Genomic DNA, 16,120 nt, shown 5'->3' with positions numbered 1-16,120 from the left:
GCTGCATGTTCTTTTTGCATAGAGAACGATTGTTCGGTATAATCGAGAGCACATCGTATGATTGGGACAGATACAGGGGGAACGTTACCGATGGCGGAGCCATTAAAATTGATGTACAATGCGCCTTTCGCGCATACCTTCGGTTCGCTCGTGCAGGCAGCATGGCCGCCCTTCGACGTGCAGCGCTTCGTCGCGTTGGTAGAAGGCGACGGCTGGGAGGAACTGGAGCTTAAGGGGCGGATGCGGCGTTTAACGACCACGCTAGGCGAGCTGCTCCCGCCGGAATATGAGGAAGCGGTTCGCATCCTGTGCCTGATTGATGAGAAATGCACCGGGTTTCCTTATTTGATTTTCCCCGAGTTCATTGAAATCTATGGCGGGGCAGAGGAGCATTGGGAGCTGTCGATGGCCATGCTGGAGAGATTCACGAAGCGGTCGTCCTCGGAGTTTGCCATACGCCCATTCATTCTGGCTAACCCGGAGCGTACGCTTGCCCGAATGCTGGAATGGGCGGAAAGCGAAGATGAGCATGTAAGAAGGCTCGCGAGTGAAGGATGCCGGCCTCGACTGCCTTGGGCGCCAGCGCTTCCGATGCTGAAGAAGGACCCGTCGCCTGCGCTGCCGATATTGGAGCGGCTGAAGGCGGACGAGTCGCTTTATGTGCGCAAGAGCGTCGCGAACCATTTGAATGATATAAGCAAGGACAATCCTGCGGTAGTTGTTGAGCTCTCGCAGCGCTGGTACGGCCAGCACCCGCTTACCGACTGGATCGTGCGGAAGGGCTGCAGAACGCTGGTCAAGCAGGCGGAGCCAGCGGTTCTGGCGATATTCGGCTATGGAGCGGATGCGCTGCCGACGGCGGTTGCCGGGGAGGACACGGAGCCGGGCGCAGCGGGCTATGCGTTGCTGCAGGAGCCGGCGGCGCTCAGCGTAGACAAGACGGACGTCCATATCGGCGAAGCGTCGATGCTGCGTTATGACGTGCAGCTGTCGCCGGAGGCGATGGGGCGTGTAAGGCTGGAATATGGCGTTGATTACGTCCGGCTGAAGGGCAAGCGGTCGCATAAACGGTTTCTAATCGCGGACAAGCCGATTACGGGCGAGACGAGGCGGTTGTCCGGCGAGAAAAGGATCGTATGGCAGGAGCTGTCGACGCGCAAGCTGTGGCCTGGCGAGCATCGGATTTCGCTCTGGGTGAACGGCAAGGAGCAGCTGTCGACGAGCATAATGCTGCACGCTGACGGGAAGGCGGAGCCGCAATGACGATTGGCGCTCGCGTCCTAAAGACCGGAATGGCGGTCGCGCTTGCGATTTACATCAGCGGGCTGCTGGGGTTTCCATCGCCGCTCATTGCGGCGGTCGCTTCCATTTTTACGATTCAGCCATCGATTTATCGTTCTTGGCAGCAGATTAGCGACCAGCTGCAGACGAATGTGCTTGGCGCGATCGTGGCGCTTGCCGCGCTGCGGCTGTTCGGCCATACGCCGATTGCGGTAGGCTTAGTCTGTATTCTGGTTATTCTGATCAGCATCAGATTCAAGATGGAGAGCACCATTGGGCTAACGCTCGTGACCGTCGTGGCGATCATGGAGGCGCATGATGCGGGCTATGACGCCGCGTTGAGTCGATTCCTGATGGTATTGACCGGCATGGGGGCGGCATTCCTTGTGAATGTCGTGATCTTTCCGCCGCGTCCGCGCAAGCAATTTTCCGAGCAGGTGCATCATGCCTTCGACCAGCTGTCCCTCTTGCTTCGAACCGCCATCTCTAACGAAATGAAGGAGCAGGTGTTTAATGCAGAGAAGGAACGGCTGCACGGCACGCTGCGCAAGCTTGATGAGCGATTCTCCGTGTTTGAGGAGGAGCGGGCGATTCGGGCGGTCAGCAAGGCAGCGAGAGCACGCCAGCTGCTTGTTTCCAAGGGAATGATCAAGGCGCTGCAGAAGGGCAGCGATTTGCTGGAAATCGTGGAGGAGCATTATTTTGCGGCTCCGGGGGCGGGCGAATGGGCGCATCAGTTCGATCGGCATATCGAAGAGCTGACGAAGTATCATGAGCATATTTTGCTGAAGTCCGAAGGGAAGATGAAGGCAAACGCGCATATCGAACCGGAAGAGGAACGGGAGGCCAAGCTTGCAGCGCAGCTTACCGTATATTTGGGCGAAGCGGATGAGGATCGCAAGCGGCTCGTGTTCGTTGCCTCGGCGATGTTCGAATATGCGTATCATCTGCGCCGATTAGAGAAGCTGATCGATCAGGTGCAGCAGCGCGACAGTTAGTTGCTGCGCCGCAATTTTGCCGTGCATGGATAAAAGCCGCACAATGCTCCTGCCTTTTGAGGCGAGGGCATGTGCGGCTTTTTACGTAGGACGAATGAGGCGAGTGCCCAGCCATTCGTTTATTTTTCGGAACGCGTATCCTTCGGGTGGCGACGCGGATGCTGCATATGCGCTTCGGGACTGTCGTCGTCATCCTTAGGAACTAACCGAGGGTCGGTGTGGCCCTTGTGATGATTGTCAAAATCAAGCTCGACAAGCTCCCACTCGGTGTTTCCCAGCATCGGATCGGATGGGAACAGCTGGCCACGCTCCATCTTCTCCTCGCGTCCCCACTCGTTTTTGTATACGCCCTCTACCTCGACTTGCTCGCCGGATATCGGATCCATTTTGTTGTGGCTGTTGTTGTTATCGTGTACGGACAAGCGAAATTCCCTCCTCTTATCATCGGTCATTCACTCGTGTATAGCCTTGTCAGCAGGCGAAGAATGACCTTCCATGCGTAGCTCACAGGCCGTGCTTCGTTACCGCCGAGCTGTCGGCGTCGGACTGCAGCTGGCTAGCAGCCGATTTGCTTGCTTGTCCTTGATCGGCAAGCGATTGCTTCTTGCTAGCCGCCTTCTGCTTATCGGATGGCAATTTGCCGGACATGGTGCAACAGCCTCCTTCCATCGTGGCATAGCCGGGACATTCCGGCTCTAACATAAGCTGCCTTAACAGTGTGCCACGGGAAGCGGGATCTTATGAACGAACGGGAAGAGGGAACGTGCTTAGTTACAGCAAACGAAGGCCGCAGGAGGGACAGTCGCGATGCTGCTCGGTAACGGTCTCGCCGCAAGCAGGGCAAGGCTCGGAGAATGCCTCGAGTGCAGCGGCTGATTGCGCGGCCGAGTCCTTGCTGGCATCCTCCTGCGCGTTCGCGTTGCCCGAGCGGAGATGGGCAGGCGTGCCGAAGATCGTTTCCACCATTTCCTTAAGGTCCTTAAACTTGTCCGAATCGTCGGTGGATAGCTTAACGATCAGAAACATCGCGCCCAGCAACGCAAAAGCGAGAAAAAGGACGAAGGCGGTAGCGCCCGCGGAATACCAATTGATGCTCATGATCATGTCGCCTTGGCCTCCTGTTATTTGACTTGATAACGCGTTTCGAGCTTTTTGCCGCCGAACCACATGACCAAGAGAACGGAAACGAGGACGATGATACGCCAAGGCTCTCGCGTGAAGTTAGAGATGTCGGCGCTCACAAGGGAAATGCTGAAGATCATGACCGCTTTGCCGAGCAGCGTCGCAACAAGAAAGGTTCGGAAGGGCAGTGCGCTAAAGCCTGCCACGACGTTGATGAGCGCCGATGGAGTGAACGGGAAGCATGCGAATAAAAATAAGGGCGTGAAGCCTTTCCGCTCGATCCAGTGGAAAAATTTTTGCGTCTTCGGAAATCGCCGTTGAAACCAGGCGCCTAAGCGGCTGCCAAGCGTGCGAGCGAGCCAGAAGACGATGGAAGCGCCTAAAGTTACGCCGATCCAGGAAAGCAGGAAGCCGTACCAGAGGCCGTAAATATTCGCATTTGCTGCGACGATGACGACCAGAGGAAGCGCTGGAACCAGCGCCTCCAAGACCGGCATAAGCAGCCCGGGCAAGGGCCCGTATGCGGAATAGCTTTGAAGCGTTCGTTCGATATGCTGGAGATCGAGCGTTTTGAGATGATGAATCCAATCCTGCCACTGGCTCATGCGTGCACGGTCACCTTAGCCTTTCGTATGGGAGTTGCCCCCGGAGCGGGGAGGTTCCGCATGCTCCGCAAAGCTGCGAAAAGGGAACCAGAGATAGAACAGTCCGATCAGGCCGAATAAGACGGCGCTGTACCAGACGACGGACGGAACGCCGATCCGGGAGGCGATGACGCCGCCGACGATCGGGCCAATCATAACGCCAATGCCTTCCACGGTCGAAAATAGCCCCCAGCCTAGCCCCTGTTGCTTAGGCGGGACGTAAGAGGCGAGCAGCGCGTTCCATGCTGGCAGCACCGCGGCGTAGGATAGGCCGAGCGCACCGGCAAGAAGAAGGCATTTGCTGAACGACGGCGCCCATGCTAGCGAATACAGCGTCAAGGCAAAGCAGGCGAAGCCGATGACGAGAAACCACTTTTTCCCGCCGATTCGGTCCGATAGCCGCCCGAGCGGCATAAGGCCGCCAACGGTGCAAGCGCCCCCTACGACAAGGAGCAGCGAGTATTGGGCGCCTGTCAGGCCAAGCTTGTCGCTAGCGAAGCTAGGCAGGATCGGGACGAGCATGCTCGCGCCGGTCGTTTGGAGGATCATGCCCGGCAGCAGCAGCCTCATCTGGCGAAGCTTATCGCGCAGGACAACAAGCTGCTGGCCAAGCGGCATTTGGGATACGCCATGCGCGCGTCCTCCGTGCATCAGCAGCGATAAGGCAAGGGCAGCGACGGACATCGCAAGCAGCAGCATAAAGGTCCATTTGCGGCTGTAATCCAGCAATAGGTTGGCGGCGATTGGGCCGGCGCCAAGCCCGACAAACCAGATCGTATACAAGTATCCCATCTGCGTGGCCCGCCGGTCCTCCGATACTCGCGTAAGGCAGACGATCCAGATCGGCGAAATGCCGATGCCGAACAATGCGGAGGCTGTAATGAACAGCCACGCGGTCGTTGCATACGGCAGCAATGCGATGCCGAGGGTCGTCAATAGCAGACCGGCCTGCACGACGAAGCGTGCGGACATTCGGTCAAGCAGATAGCCGATGACGAGTTTTAGTACCGTATCCGTTATGTAATGTGCGGTAACGGCAACTCCAATAATGTCGAGGGAAAGGCCAAGCGTCTTTTCGCCGTATACGGGCAAGAAGCTGATTACGCCTGCCCCTCGAATGAACTCAACGAGAAACAAGATGGCGGAGAACAGAATCATCTCCGCGCCGAACCATCGATTTCGATTGACTGCGGCTGTACCGGTCACGGCATTTTTAGCTCCTTACATTTGCAAAATGGAGGATGCCTCTTCCATTATAGGACAATGTACCAAAATATCCAAAGCGATCATATTCGCTGCATTGGATCGTCCTAAAGCTCGGGAAGCGGCTCGGCTTTGCAGCAAAGTCTGCGGATGATGAAGGAGCGCGGCTGCTGCGCGGCGGAGCTCGTCAGGGTTGCTCGCGATGGTGGCTGCGCCTTTATTTTGCAAGTACAACGCGTTATTTTTCTCCTGTCCGGGAACGGGGCGGTAGAGCAGAATAGGCAGCCCAGCAGCAAGGCCCTCCGAAAGCGTGAGGCCGCCTGGCTTGGTGACGAGGCAGTCCGCGAGCAGCATGAGCTCATGGATAGTGTCGACATAATCGAATATATGAATGCGGGTAACGATGTCATTAGGGGAGCGATCAGGATCTGGAACGTCGGAGGTGCCTGCTGTATAGCGGGTGCGCATCGCTTCCGCGAGCTGCGCATTGCGCCCGCAGATGAGCGCGATTGTCAGATTAGGCTCTTGAAGCAAAGCGTCGCAGACTGCGGCAATGTCAGGCATTACCCCTTGCGCGCCAGCCATGAGCAGGACGATCGGTCGTTCTGATGGAAGATTGTAGCGGCGATAAAGAGCGGTTCGATCCGCTTGTTTATAGTCGTGGTCCGCAGTGAGCCCGGTAAAGCCCCGTTTGATGGGAATGCCGCTTACGATGATGCGCTGCGCGGCAATGCCGAGCGAGATAAGCTCAAGCTTGAGATCTTCTGTCGCAACGTAATAGCGGTCTACGCAAGGATGGACCCAGCGGCGGTGGAGGTCAAAATCGGTAATGACGGCGGAAGTCGGCACATGCGCGGGGGAGCCCCGACGTTTGGCAGACGCTGCGAACATCGGGAACGTATAGACGACAGCGTCGGGCTGTTCTGCCGCGAGGATGCGGCGAAGCTTATCACGGCCAAAGGCGTGCAGCCAGCCGCCGAGCAGCGAATCGTGCTTCATGGGGCGGGTGCGGTCATAGACCCAGCCGTATAAGGCGGGCATCCGCGTGTAACTGCTGTGATAGACGCGGCGGGAAACCTGATTAATGAGCGGGTTCGATTCCGCGAGCAAATCGACGAGCTTGATGCAGCCGCTCGCGATGCCCTGCAGTTCCAGCGCTTCAGCGATGGCGCGAGCGGCTTGCAGATGGCCCTCCCCGTATGAGGCGTACACGATGAGAAGCTTAGGGCAGCGAGGAGTTGGGGCGGGCGAGGCAAACGGCGTATTTGGCCAAGCAGACGTTGTTTTTGCATCCATGCGTCACACCTCCTAGCGGAAGTGTAAGGCGCATTTGTAATGGGGGAATAAACGGCGCTTAAAATTTGCGGATTTCGGGCGTTTTGGCGTATTCGAATTTGCTTCTGCACTATGGTAAAGTAAGTAAGTCTGGACATCAGACGCAGAAAATATTCATTCTCAATAGTTGAAGGGAGCAGGGAAAACAAATGGAGTACACCGCACTTGGCAAATCAGGGCTTCGCGTTAGTCGACTATGCTTGGGTACAATGAATTTTGGCGTGGATACGGACGAGCAGGAATCATTTCGCATAATGGATGCCGCATTGGATGCAGGCATTAATTTCTTTGATACCGCTAACATCTATGGATGGGGCGAAAATGCCGGACGGACGGAGGAAATTATCGGCCGTTGGTTCGCGCAAGGGGGCGGCCGCCGGGAACGTACCGTTCTCGCCACTAAATTTTATGGGGATATGAGCGATCCGCTGGACGGGCCTAATGCTGAGGCAGGGCTATCCGCTTACAAGCTGCGCCGCCATCTCGAGGGCTCGCTAAAACGTCTGCAGACCGATCACATTGAACTTTATCAAATGCATCATATCGATCGCCGCGTCAGCTGGAACGAGCTTTGGAGCGCATTCGAGATTGCGGCTGCGCAAGGCAAAATCGGATACGTCGGCTCCAGCAACTTCGCCGGATGGGATATCGCGGTCGCGCAAGGCGAAGCGAAGGCGCGCGGCCACCTTGGCCTCGTTTGCGAGCAGCATAAGTACAACCTGCTGTGCCGCTTGCCTGAGCTGGAGGTGCTGCCAGCTTCGCAGGCGCTGGGCTTGGGCGTTATTCCATGGAGCCCGCTCGACGGCGGCTTGCTCGCGGGCAATGCCCGCCGGGGCGGCGCGGGCAAACGCAGCGGCGGCGACGCCAAGCGCCTCGAGCGACATGCTGCGCAGCTCGAGGCATTCGGCGCGCTCTGCGACGAGCTCGGCGAGCGCGAGGACACGATCGCGCTCGCGTGGCTGCTCGCGCAGCCGGCGGTCACCGCGCCGATCATCGGCGTGCGCACGCTTGAGCAGTTCGATCGCTCGCTCCGCGCGGTCGAGCTGAAGCTCGATGCAGCCACGCTTGCGCGGCTGGACGAGATCTTCCCTGGCCCAGGCGGGTCGGCGCCGAAGGCTTACGCGTGGTAGCAGCCGGTTTGTGAATAGGGCGAATTAAACCTTCACAAACTCGGCGCCGGCGCGAAGCGCTCGGCAACGATTTGCGGATTTGCGCGGAAGGGATTCCGCGCGAGAGCAAAGCCGGCCCGCCGGCCGCACGCAAGGCCAAACAGGGAACAAAAATGTTCCCTATCGGCCAACTGGCCGCGCTCAAGGCACAATAGGGAACAAAAATGTTCCCTATCGGCCAACTGGCCGCACGCATGGCCAAACAGGGAACAAAAATGTTCCCTATCGGCCAACCGGCCGCACGCAAGGCCAAATAGGGAACAAGAATGTTCCCTATTGGCCAACCGGCCGTGCGCAAGGCCAAACAGGGAATAAAAATGTTCCCTATCGGCCAACCGGCCGCACGCAAGGCCAAACAGGGAACAAAAATGTTCCCTATCGGCCAACCGGCCGTGCGCAAGGCCAAACAGGGAACAAAAATGTTCCCTATCGGCCCGCTGGCCGCGCTCAAGGCACAATAGGGAACAAAAATGTTCCCTATCGGCCAACTGGCCGCACGCAAGGGAACAAGAATGTTCCCTATTGGCCAACCGGCCGCACGCAAGGCCAAACAGGGAACAAAAATGTTCCCTATCGGCCCGCCGGCCGTGCGCAAGGCCAAACAGGGAACAAAAATGTTCCCTATCGGCCAACCGGCCGCGCAAAAGAGGCAATAGGGTAGGAAAATCTGCCCTATTGCCTCTTTTTACACTCCCAACAAGCTTAAACCCGAGCCGGTTCGCCGCTCAAGCGCTCGGCCAAATCAATAAACGTGCGCAGCGCCAAGTGAATGCGGTCGAAGACCGGGTTGCTTTGCTCATAATCGCCGGACGCTTCCGAGAGTGCGCTGTGCTGGCCATAGCCAATGGAGATCCACTCGGGGCTGTTCACGCCATGCAGGTTGCGAACGATCGCCTGCAGCTGCAGCAGCGAGCTCGTCCCGATCGGGCCGCCGGCGGAGCTGGCTGAGAGCACGGTTTTGCCGTTGAAATGCGTTTGCCCGAGGAAATCGAGCGCGTTTTTCAATACGCCGGAGATGCTGCCGTGATATTCAGGTGTCGCCAGAATAACGCCGTCGGCTTGGAGCATGGCCTGCTGGAGCTCGGCTACCGCACCGTCCGGCTCGGGCGTAACATCTGGAGAATAGAAGGGAAGCGGCTGCTTGTAAAGATCGAATAGCTGGACGAGATGGCCCTGCTTGGTTAGATACTTGTTTGCATATTCGGCTAATTTGGTGCTCGTCGCATCCTTGCGGTTAGAGCCTGCGATAATGACAATGTTCATCGTAATTTCCTCCTCCGAGTCAAACGGGATTTTATAGTTCTCATCTTACCGGAATCCCAAGGTGAAATCGTCGTTGCTTAGTCTGATTTTTCCAATTGCTTCCCTTCTACTTTGGTTGCATCTTTTCTAAGACTTTGGTCTGAGTTGCCCTTGCCAAAAATCAAACCCCCGGCACGCTTCAATCGCGCCGGGGGTTCTTCGTTACGGTTGATCAATCCCTTGCTTCACTGCAAAAATCGCCGCCTGCGTGCGATCGGCAAACCCCAGCTTTTCGAGCACATGGCTGACGTGAGTCTTGACCGTCTTCTCCGTAATGGAGAGCGAATCGCCGATCTCCTTGTTGCTCATGCCCGTTGCAATCAGCCGGAGCACCTCATGCTCGCGCTTGGTCAACTCCGACAGCCGCTTCGCCGCTTCGTCGGGGTCGTCTCGATTGGATTCCGGTTCTGCGAGGATGTTCATCAGCCGGCTTGCCGCATCAGGGTGCAGCTCGACCTGCCCCTGCCATACGCGGCGAATGGCGCGGACCAGCTCATCCGGCTCAATGTCCTTGAGCAAATATCCTTTTGCCCCCGCTCGAATGGCTGGCAGCACATGCGCCTCATCGGAAAAGGAAGTGAGCACGATGACCTTCACATGCGGATGCGATTGCTTCAACCGCTTGGTCACCTCAATGCCGTCCAGAACGGGCATGTTCAGATCCATAAGAATCATATCCGGCGCCAGCTCGGCTGCGCGTTCAATGGTTTCCTGTCCGTTTGACGCTTCGCCTATGACCTGCAGATCGGATTGCATCGAAAGAAACATTTGCAGCCCTTTGCGCACCATAGCGTGATCGTCCGCGAGCAGCAGCTTGATCGTCATCGGTTCAATTACCTCCAGACCGTTCAATTGATAGAGAAGGGAGCGGCACGCGAACCTCCACAAGCGTACCGCCGTCACTCGGACGAGCCAGCGTAAACTGGCCGCCCAACGCCTCGGCGCGCTCGCGCATCGTGGACAAGCCGATCGAATTCGCAGTAGCGTCGCCCAAAGCCAAGTCCTCATCCAAGCCGCTGCCGTTATCTTGAATCGAAAGTTTCGCTTGATCGCTCGTAAGGAGAAGGGAGAGATAGGCAAGCTTCGTTCCCGCATGCTTGCTCACATTATTGAGCGCTTCTTGTCCGATGCGCCATAAAGCTTCCTCGACCATGCGAGGCATTTCGCGCACGCCTTCGAGCTGCGTATGGACGTGGAGTCCGAGCCGCTGTCCGTACTCCTGCAGTCCTGTTACGAGTCCGGCCTGCAGATCGGCGGGACGAAGCTGAAGGATGAGCGCGCGCATTTCCTTGAGTGCGCTTTGCGATAACGTCTGCATGTCGCGAACGGCAGCGATCGCGGCATCCGTGTCCGGCGAAGGGCTAGCGAGCAGGCCCTCAACGCCCCGCGACGTGACGGACAGCGAGAAGAGCAGTTGGCTAACGGAATCGTGCAAATCTCGCGCCAGCCGATTGCGCTCGTCCCAGCGGGCAAGCTCATGCCGCTGCTCGGCTAAGCGAGAATTCTGCAGCTTCAGCGCGATATGCTCGGCTAACGCTTCCAGAATGGGGCGGTCAGCCAGCGAAAACTCTCCTGGCCGATTGCTGCCCAACACGAGCACGCCGTCCCCGGCGCTGCCGAAGGGCAACGGGATAGCAACCGCTGCAATGGGCTTGTTGTTCGCATTACGGTAAGGCTCGCGTGTGCATGAGGCAAGCGAGGCGGCCTCCTCGCGTGAGGCGATCGCCAGTTGGCGGTTTACTGCAGCTTCATAAAGCCACCCGGACGAAGGGAGAGGCATGCGGCTGAGCCAGCGGTTCGTTGATCCGTTAACGAAGGCGGCGCGCTGGATGAGCTCGTCGCCGGATAACTCGTATAGCGCAGCGATCGGCCATTGGAATTGTTCGCCGATCAATTGAATCGCGCGCTCCGCCAGCAGCGTCGGATGCGTGTAGGCTTGGAGCTGCGAGCCAAGCGCGCGGCTGAACTCATCGAGCTTGGCGAATCGCTCGGCACGCTGCTGTTCGGCCGCATACAGGCGAATGCGGTCTATCGCGCCGCCAATCTGGAAGGCGACGGATTGGAGCAAAGCCAGCTCCTCGTCGCTGAAGCGCTCCTTGCCGGGAGCGGCGATGTTGAGCAGCCCGACGAGCCGTTTGCCTGCGCGCAGGGGCACGGTTGCGTGATGCGTGATGCCGTTCGTATCGCCCCACTTGAAGGTCGCGGCATCCTCAATTCGTTTACAGTTTAAAATGTTAACGGCGTTTTTCAGCTTGCCGCCCCAATAGCGGTCCAAACACCAGCATGAGCCGTTGTTCATGCGCTGGCCCTCGTTGCCGCTTAGGGCGGGCGGGAGGTTTTTCTCCGCCGTGCAGCGGTAATCCATATAAGCGTCGGAGAGAAAAATCCAGCCAGTCGTTAATCCCGTTAATTCCAGAAGCTTCTCCAGCACGGAATGAAGCATCGTTGAAAGCTCATTAGCCTGATTAAGCGTCTCGGCAATGATTTTGAGCAGCGCTAACTCGTGCACGCGATGCTCAGGCAGCTTGTGCGGGGAGCTCGCGACTACGAGCGAGCCCGAATCAGCAGAGCAGCACTCGGCCCCTGTCGTATCCCAGACGTCGGAATCATTCGAAGCATCTGGCGCGCAGCAACCATCGGCTGCGCATACGGAGGAGCCGCTGTTAACGCTGGAGTCGCTGGTATGCGCCTTGTCGTCATCTACGCGCCCTTGTTCGCATGGCTCGTTCGCAAAATTCAATTCGATCGCCTCCACAAGATCAGATGAGCAGATTGAACAACAGCGGATCCTTGTTCAGCTCATAGAACGTCAGTCCCTTGGCATACATGCGTTCGATGAGCGGCGCGTAATCCTCCCGATGCTTCAGTTCTATGCCGACAAGGGCAGGTCCATTATCCTTGTTATGCTGCTTCGTATATTGGAAACGCGTAATATCGTCGTTAGGACCGAGCACATCATCCAGAAATTCGCGAAGCGCGCCTGCCCGTTGAGGGAAGTTGACCGTAAAATAATGCTTTAGCCCTTCATAAATAAGCGAGCGCTCCTTGATCTCCTGCATCCGGTCGACATCGTTGTTGCCGCCGCTGATGACGCAGATGACCGTTTTGCCTTTGATTTGCTCGCGGTAAAGGTCAAGCGCAGCGATCGGAAGCGCGCCTGCGGGCTCCGCTACGATCGCATTCTCATTGTAGAGATCGAGCAGCGTCGTACAGACTTTGCCTTCCGGCACGAGCAGCACATCGTCCAGCAGCTCGCGGCAAACCTCGAAGGTCAGATCCCCGATTCGTTTGACGGCAGCGCCATCCACGAACTTATCGATCTCTTCGAGCGGCACCACCTTGCCTGCATCGAGCGAACGCTGCAAGGAAGGCGCGCCTTTCGGCTCGATGCCGATGATCCGCGTGCTAGGCGAAACAGCTTTCACGTAGGAGGCAACGCCTGCGGCAAGCCCGCCGCCGCCGACCGTGACAAAAATATAATCCGGCGCGCCCTCGGATGCTTCCATGATTTCTTGTCCGATCGTTCCGTTGCCTGCAACGATTTTCTCATCGTCGAACGGATGGATGAAGGCCATGCCAGTCCGTTCACTCTCGGCAATGGCTTGTGCATAGGCATCGTCGAAGGTGTCGCCGATCAGCACGACCTCCACCTGCGAGCCGCCGAAGAAGGATACTTGCTTTACTTTCTGGCGAGGCGTCGTGCTTGGCATATAGATTTTTCCGGGAATGCCAAGGGCATGGCAGGAGTAGGCGACGCCCTGCGCATGATTGCCTGCGCTCGCGCAGATGACGCCCTGCGCAGTTAGCTCGGGAGATAGGGAGCGGATTTTATGGTAAGCGCCGCGTATTTTGAACGAGCGGACGATTTGCAAATCTTCGCGTTTAAGCCAAACCTCGCATTCGTATCGTTCAGACAGAACGCGGCTGTGCTGCAAAGGCGTACGCGTGACGACTTCCTTCAGGTGCAATTGGGCCAACATGATTTCCTCTAGGGTGACGCGGCGCGATTCATTCCGGTTAGCTGTAGCCATGTGCGGACATCCTTTCCATCAGCAAAAGTTGATAATAGCATTGTACACAAAAAAATCCCGTCCCTCATAGGGACGAGATTAGACTCGCGTTACCACCCTCGTTCCATCGAATGGCTAGCAGCGGAAGTGCCTTCCGAGCCGTCCGCATGAAGGCGGTGGCGGCGTATGCCAGCTAAAACGATAGCGCTCCATCGCGTACGTGTGCATACGCGTTCCCGGTAACGGGGGACGACCGTCTGCGCTTACGGCTTGCGGTTATGGCCAAGCGAGATTCAGCGCGGCTTCTCGGGGAGGATGCTTTCTTCGGGCGCAAACATCGGCTTGCAGCGAATGCCGACTCTCTGTGGAATGCGATGCGAAGAGCGTGTTCCCTTCATGGAATGTAACGATTTGGTATTGTTATACGCCTGGAAGGCTCTTTTGTCAAGCGGCGATTGCCCAGGTGAAGCATTAAATGGCAATGCCGTCGCCTTTCTCGTTTGCCGCTCCTGCTGATCCAGCTGGGAGCTATAGTGACAATACGTGGCAATTGTTCTTAAATTAATAAATCTAATAATGACGCTCATATCGCAGATATGATAAAATCTCTCATAGATGGGAGCGTCGGTTGACGCGGAGGAGAGGGATTAGTCAATTGTTTCGCGGCATTCGTTTGAATCGCACTTGGCTCGAAGTTTCTGATTTGGAACCGTCCACTATTCTTAATATGCATAGCTCGGCGATTGACGGCGATTTTATACCTGATCCTACCGGCAAGGGCAACCATTCGGGCGCCTACGCTGATAAGACTAGATTTGAAGAAGCAATGGCGATAAGCGAGAAGTATATCCAGCTTTTTCTGGAAGAAATCAAGTCGGTTGAAGGAACGATTTCCTATCCGTACTTGTTCCTGTGGAACAATCCTGACGGCATACTGCTTCACAGCTCATGTCCGTCATCAATGACGGATGTGCCTAGACAAGCGGGGCTTGTTCCGGGATTGCTAATGGATAAGCATGTGCTTGGCTTGAACGCGATTTCTTTGGCGATGGAGACGGGGCGAACAGTCGTCGTTCGAGGCGACGAGCATACCGTTAATTTGTTTACGTTGTGGAATTGCGTTTGCTGCCCAGTACGAATGGGCGAAACGGGCGAGATTGTCGGGTATTTGGATATCTCGTTTGATTTTATGTATGACCCCGGATTTGTTGTTCCGCTGCTGAGCCATCTAGCCAATCGGATCGGCAAGGCGATTGACGCTTTGGGCGCATAAGGGAAGCGCGGCCTGCCGGATGGCGGGGCGCTGTACAAATAGGATGATAAAGGCCAATTCTTATTGCGGCGTCGGAAGACGCGGATATGAGAATTGGCTTTTTTGTATATGGACTGGAAATAGGGATTGACAATGCGACTGATAATCGTTATCATTCAATACATAAAAGGAATGATAATCATTATCAAGTGAATGGGACATTCAATTGTATCGGGCTTCAGCAACAGGAGCCGGTCTTCAATCAACTATAGCAATGAACAATGATGAAGAAGGAGAGGGGCTTTCACGTAATGGGCTTGTTATACGATTTGATCGCGTGCCAGTCGGGAGCGGATGAACAGGATCGAACGGCTTCCGAAGGGAACGGACGGGGCGAGGGTGAAAGCTTGCAGCAAGCGGTGGAAGCGCTGCTTGCCTACCATCAAGAGACGCGGGAGCTGCTGGAAGCGGGCAGGAACGGAAAGGGGCTGTCGTCATGAAGGGCGGAGAAGCGGTTAGCAAGCAGAAGCCATGGAATTGGATGCTCTTCCCGTTCTCGGCCGTGAAGATGGATGGCGACAACGTGTATGCGGCTTCTCCTGGGAATGGCATTTATCATAGCAGCTCCACGAGCGACTGGACGCGAATCAGCGAGGATTTGCCTTCCGATCTCGTCGTTAATCGGCTGCAGCTTGCGCAAGGGAAGCTGTATGCATGTACGAATGAAGGGTTGTTCACGTATGAGGATGGGGAATGGCGTTATCCAGTAAGCTCGATTCCTTGTTATCAATATAAATCCGCGGGCCAGTGCAGCTGGGCGGCAACGGAATATGGACTTTGGCATCGGTGCGGGGGCGCATGGGAGAAGGTCGCATGCCCGGAGCTCAAAGTATACGACTTTTTGAATTTGCCGCAATTCCTCATTGTAGGACATGAAAACGGCATGGCGGTGTACGACCGGTTGGTAGATGAGTGGAGCGAGTACGATCTGCAGGTCGAGGTGACCTCTCTGGCCGTGTATCACGGGCATTTGCTCGGAGCAGGAGCTGGCGGCGAACTGATCGTAGGCAACAAACGCGGCGGCTTCGACGTCTTGCGCTTCGATAATCGCATTATTTTCTCGCTTGTGAGGCAAGGCGGACATGTATATGCATGCACGGACAAAGGCTTGTACCGCATCGGCTACTTGCGCGGGCAAGTTACGTTATTCGCTGTTAAGCTAGGCTTTCCGGTAACGGACGTGGACTCCGACGGCAAGGAAATGATGATGGCAACGCTGTTCGAAGGGATTCAGACGATGCCGCTCGGCAGAGAACAAGAGGAGGAAGCGTAACAATGCCTAAAGTCATAATCGTCTTCGCCAGCATGTCGGGCAATACGGAGGAAATGGCGGACGCGATCGCCGAAGGCGTAAAGCTGGCGGGCGTAGAGCCTATCGTGATGAATGTAATGGATGCCGAAGCGTCACAGCTGGCAGATTACGATGCGATTATTCTGGGCGCCTACACGTGGGGCGATGGCGAGCTGCCGGATGAAATGCTCGATTATTACGAGGCGATGGATGGGCTTGATCTAAGCGGCAAGCAAGCAGCAACCTTCGGTTCTGGCGATTCGGCTTACGATATTTTTTGTGGGGCCGTCGACATGCTAGAGCAGAAGCTGAAGGACTGCGGCGCGGTGATTGCAGCTGACAGCATGAAGGTGGAGCTAAATCCGACCAATGAACAATCGGAGCAGTGCCGAGCGCTTGGGCGCAGGCTTGCGGAGCTCGTCGGAGCGGGCGTTTAAGGACGCGCCATATGGG

18 protein-coding genes are annotated in these 16,120 nt (G+C 56.5%); 8 read left to right on the top strand and 10 right to left on the bottom strand.

Translation table 11 applies throughout. The features are described 5' to 3' along the window. Positions 1-90 precede the first annotated feature (90 nt). Positions 91-1,263: a DNA alkylation repair protein gene (locus PAECUDRAFT_RS14200; protein ID WP_006038791.1), complete on the top strand. Its 1,173-nt coding sequence runs from the start codon at positions 91-93 to the stop codon at positions 1,261-1,263. Further along, the gene (locus PAECUDRAFT_RS14195; RefSeq protein WP_006038790.1) at positions 1,260-2,279 is read left to right on the top strand and encodes an FUSC family protein; all 1,020 of its coding nucleotides are present in this window, start codon (positions 1,260-1,262) and stop codon (positions 2,277-2,279) included. The genes PAECUDRAFT_RS14200 and PAECUDRAFT_RS14195 overlap by 4 nt, the downstream gene beginning before the upstream one ends. Positions 2,280-2,398: 119 nt before the next feature. Here PAECUDRAFT_RS14195 and PAECUDRAFT_RS14190 read toward each other — a convergent pair whose 3' ends face one another. The 6 genes from PAECUDRAFT_RS14190 to PAECUDRAFT_RS14170 all read right to left on the bottom strand — a co-directional run bounded on the left by PAECUDRAFT_RS14190 (position 2,399) and on the right by PAECUDRAFT_RS14170 (position 6,544). Beyond that, positions 2,399-2,701, bottom strand: a complete 303-nt coding sequence (locus PAECUDRAFT_RS14190; RefSeq protein ID WP_006038789.1) for a hypothetical protein — start codon at positions 2,699-2,701, stop codon at positions 2,399-2,401. An 82-nt stretch (positions 2,702-2,783) separates the two neighbouring features. Next, complete coding sequence (locus tag PAECUDRAFT_RS26135) at positions 2,784-2,927, bottom strand: hypothetical protein (RefSeq protein WP_006038788.1); 144 nt, start codon at positions 2,925-2,927, stop codon at positions 2,784-2,786. 123 nt (positions 2,928-3,050) lie between these two features. Next, positions 3,051-3,383, bottom strand: a complete 333-nt coding sequence (locus PAECUDRAFT_RS14185; RefSeq protein WP_006038787.1) for a hypothetical protein — start codon at positions 3,381-3,383, stop codon at positions 3,051-3,053. A 17-nt stretch (positions 3,384-3,400) separates the two neighbouring features. Continuing rightward, entirely contained in the window at positions 3,401-4,006 is a 606-nt protein-coding gene (locus PAECUDRAFT_RS14180; protein WP_006038786.1) for a TVP38/TMEM64 family protein, read from the bottom strand. 15 nt (positions 4,007-4,021) lie between these two features. Then, entirely contained in the window at positions 4,022-5,251 is a 1,230-nt protein-coding gene (locus tag PAECUDRAFT_RS14175; protein WP_006038785.1) for an MFS transporter, read from the bottom strand. A 15-nt stretch (positions 5,252-5,266) separates the two neighbouring features. Beyond that, positions 5,267-6,544, bottom strand: coding sequence for an MGDG synthase family glycosyltransferase (locus PAECUDRAFT_RS14170; RefSeq protein WP_006038784.1), 1,278 nt, complete (start codon positions 6,542-6,544; stop codon positions 5,267-5,269). Positions 6,545-6,732: 188 nt separating this feature from the next. Here PAECUDRAFT_RS14170 and PAECUDRAFT_RS14165 point away from each other — a divergent pair, with 188 nt between their 5' ends. After that, positions 6,733-7,713: an aldo/keto reductase gene (locus PAECUDRAFT_RS14165; RefSeq protein ID WP_006038783.1), complete on the top strand. Its 981-nt coding sequence runs from the start codon at positions 6,733-6,735 to the stop codon at positions 7,711-7,713. A gap of 79 nt (positions 7,714-7,792) precedes the next feature. Next, positions 7,793-8,413 carry a hypothetical protein gene (locus PAECUDRAFT_RS25685; RefSeq protein WP_144266541.1) on the top strand — a complete coding sequence of 207 codons (621 nt, stop codon included), beginning with the start codon at positions 7,793-7,795 and terminating at the stop codon, positions 8,411-8,413. Between the two features lie 41 nt (positions 8,414-8,454). Here PAECUDRAFT_RS25685 and PAECUDRAFT_RS14150 read toward each other — a convergent pair whose 3' ends face one another. The 4 genes from PAECUDRAFT_RS14150 to ilvA form a co-directional block, all read right to left on the bottom strand. Next, positions 8,455-9,015: an NADPH-dependent FMN reductase gene (locus PAECUDRAFT_RS14150; RefSeq protein WP_006038782.1), complete on the bottom strand. Its 561-nt coding sequence runs from the start codon at positions 9,013-9,015 to the stop codon at positions 8,455-8,457. 201 nt (positions 9,016-9,216) lie between these two features. Further along, on the bottom strand, positions 9,217-9,879 hold the full coding sequence (locus tag PAECUDRAFT_RS14145) for a response regulator (protein ID WP_006038781.1): 663 nt from the start codon (positions 9,877-9,879) through the stop codon (positions 9,217-9,219). 4 nt (positions 9,880-9,883) lie between these two features. Further along, complete coding sequence (locus tag PAECUDRAFT_RS14140; protein WP_006038780.1) at positions 9,884-11,794, bottom strand: GAF domain-containing sensor histidine kinase; 1,911 nt, start codon at positions 11,792-11,794, stop codon at positions 9,884-9,886. 19 nt (positions 11,795-11,813) lie between these two features. Beyond that, on the bottom strand, positions 11,814-13,085 hold the full coding sequence (gene ilvA / locus PAECUDRAFT_RS14135) for a threonine ammonia-lyase IlvA (RefSeq protein WP_006038779.1): 1,272 nt from the start codon (positions 13,083-13,085) through the stop codon (positions 11,814-11,816). Positions 13,086-13,719: 634 nt separating this feature from the next. Between ilvA and PAECUDRAFT_RS24750 the strand changes: the two genes are divergently transcribed. The 4 genes from PAECUDRAFT_RS24750 (at position 13,720) to PAECUDRAFT_RS14110 (ending at position 16,104) form a co-directional block, all read left to right on the top strand. Continuing rightward, positions 13,720-14,337 (top strand): hypothetical protein, encoded by a 618-nt coding sequence (locus PAECUDRAFT_RS24750; protein WP_050794355.1) that lies wholly within the window; start codon positions 13,720-13,722, stop codon positions 14,335-14,337. Positions 14,338-14,627: 290 nt separating this feature from the next. Beyond that, on the top strand, positions 14,628-14,816 hold the full coding sequence (locus PAECUDRAFT_RS14120; protein ID WP_006038777.1) for a hypothetical protein: 189 nt from the start codon (positions 14,628-14,630) through the stop codon (positions 14,814-14,816). Beyond that, the gene (locus PAECUDRAFT_RS14115) at positions 14,813-15,649 is read left to right on the top strand and encodes a hypothetical protein (RefSeq protein ID WP_006038776.1); all 837 of its coding nucleotides are present in this window, start codon (positions 14,813-14,815) and stop codon (positions 15,647-15,649) included. Before PAECUDRAFT_RS14120 ends, PAECUDRAFT_RS14115 begins: the two co-directional genes overlap by 4 nt. Before the next feature lie 2 nt (positions 15,650-15,651). Then, entirely contained in the window at positions 15,652-16,104 is a 453-nt protein-coding gene (locus tag PAECUDRAFT_RS14110) for a flavodoxin (protein WP_006038775.1), read from the top strand. Positions 16,105-16,120 lie beyond the last annotated feature (16 nt).

The sequence above is a fragment of the Paenibacillus curdlanolyticus YK9 genome, from assembly GCF_000179615.1.
Taxonomy (GTDB): domain Bacteria; phylum Bacillota; class Bacilli; order Paenibacillales; family Paenibacillaceae; genus Paenibacillus_T; species Paenibacillus_T curdlanolyticus.
The sequence above is the reverse complement of the archived record's forward strand: the minus strand, read 5'-3'. Positions and strand labels throughout refer to the sequence as shown.

What these genes read in the sequence shown, in the direction of transcription:
- PAECUDRAFT_RS14200 (WP_006038791.1), top strand. Translation starts at nt 91, where the DNA reads ATGGCGGAGCCATTAAAATTGATGTACAATGCGCCTTTCGCGCATACC.
- PAECUDRAFT_RS14195 (WP_006038790.1), top strand. Translation starts at nt 1,260, where the DNA reads ATGACGATTGGCGCTCGCGTCCTAAAGACCGGAATGGCGGTCGCGCTT.
- PAECUDRAFT_RS26135 (WP_006038788.1), bottom strand. Translation starts at nt 2,927, where the DNA reads ATGTCCGGCAAATTGCCATCCGATAAGCAGAAGGCGGCTAGCAAGAAG.
- PAECUDRAFT_RS14185 (WP_006038787.1), bottom strand. Translation starts at nt 3,383, where the DNA reads ATGATCATGAGCATCAATTGGTATTCCGCGGGCGCTACCGCCTTCGTC.
- PAECUDRAFT_RS14180 (WP_006038786.1), bottom strand. Translation starts at nt 4,006, where the DNA reads ATGAGCCAGTGGCAGGATTGGATTCATCATCTCAAAACGCTCGATCTC.
- PAECUDRAFT_RS14170 (WP_006038784.1), bottom strand. Translation starts at nt 6,544, where the DNA reads ATGGATGCAAAAACAACGTCTGCTTGGCCAAATACGCCGTTTGCCTCG.
- PAECUDRAFT_RS14165 (WP_006038783.1), top strand. Translation starts at nt 6,733, where the DNA reads ATGGAGTACACCGCACTTGGCAAATCAGGGCTTCGCGTTAGTCGACTA.
- PAECUDRAFT_RS14150 (WP_006038782.1), bottom strand. Translation starts at nt 9,015, where the DNA reads ATGAACATTGTCATTATCGCAGGCTCTAACCGCAAGGATGCGACGAGC.
- PAECUDRAFT_RS14145 (WP_006038781.1), bottom strand. Translation starts at nt 9,879, where the DNA reads ATGACGATCAAGCTGCTGCTCGCGGACGATCACGCTATGGTGCGCAAA.
- ilvA (WP_006038779.1), bottom strand. Translation starts at nt 13,085, where the DNA reads ATGGCTACAGCTAACCGGAATGAATCGCGCCGCGTCACCCTAGAGGAA.
- PAECUDRAFT_RS14120 (WP_006038777.1), top strand. Translation starts at nt 14,628, where the DNA reads ATGGGCTTGTTATACGATTTGATCGCGTGCCAGTCGGGAGCGGATGAA.
- PAECUDRAFT_RS14115 (WP_006038776.1), top strand. Translation starts at nt 14,813, where the DNA reads ATGAAGGGCGGAGAAGCGGTTAGCAAGCAGAAGCCATGGAATTGGATG.
- PAECUDRAFT_RS14110 (WP_006038775.1), top strand. Translation starts at nt 15,652, where the DNA reads ATGCCTAAAGTCATAATCGTCTTCGCCAGCATGTCGGGCAATACGGAG.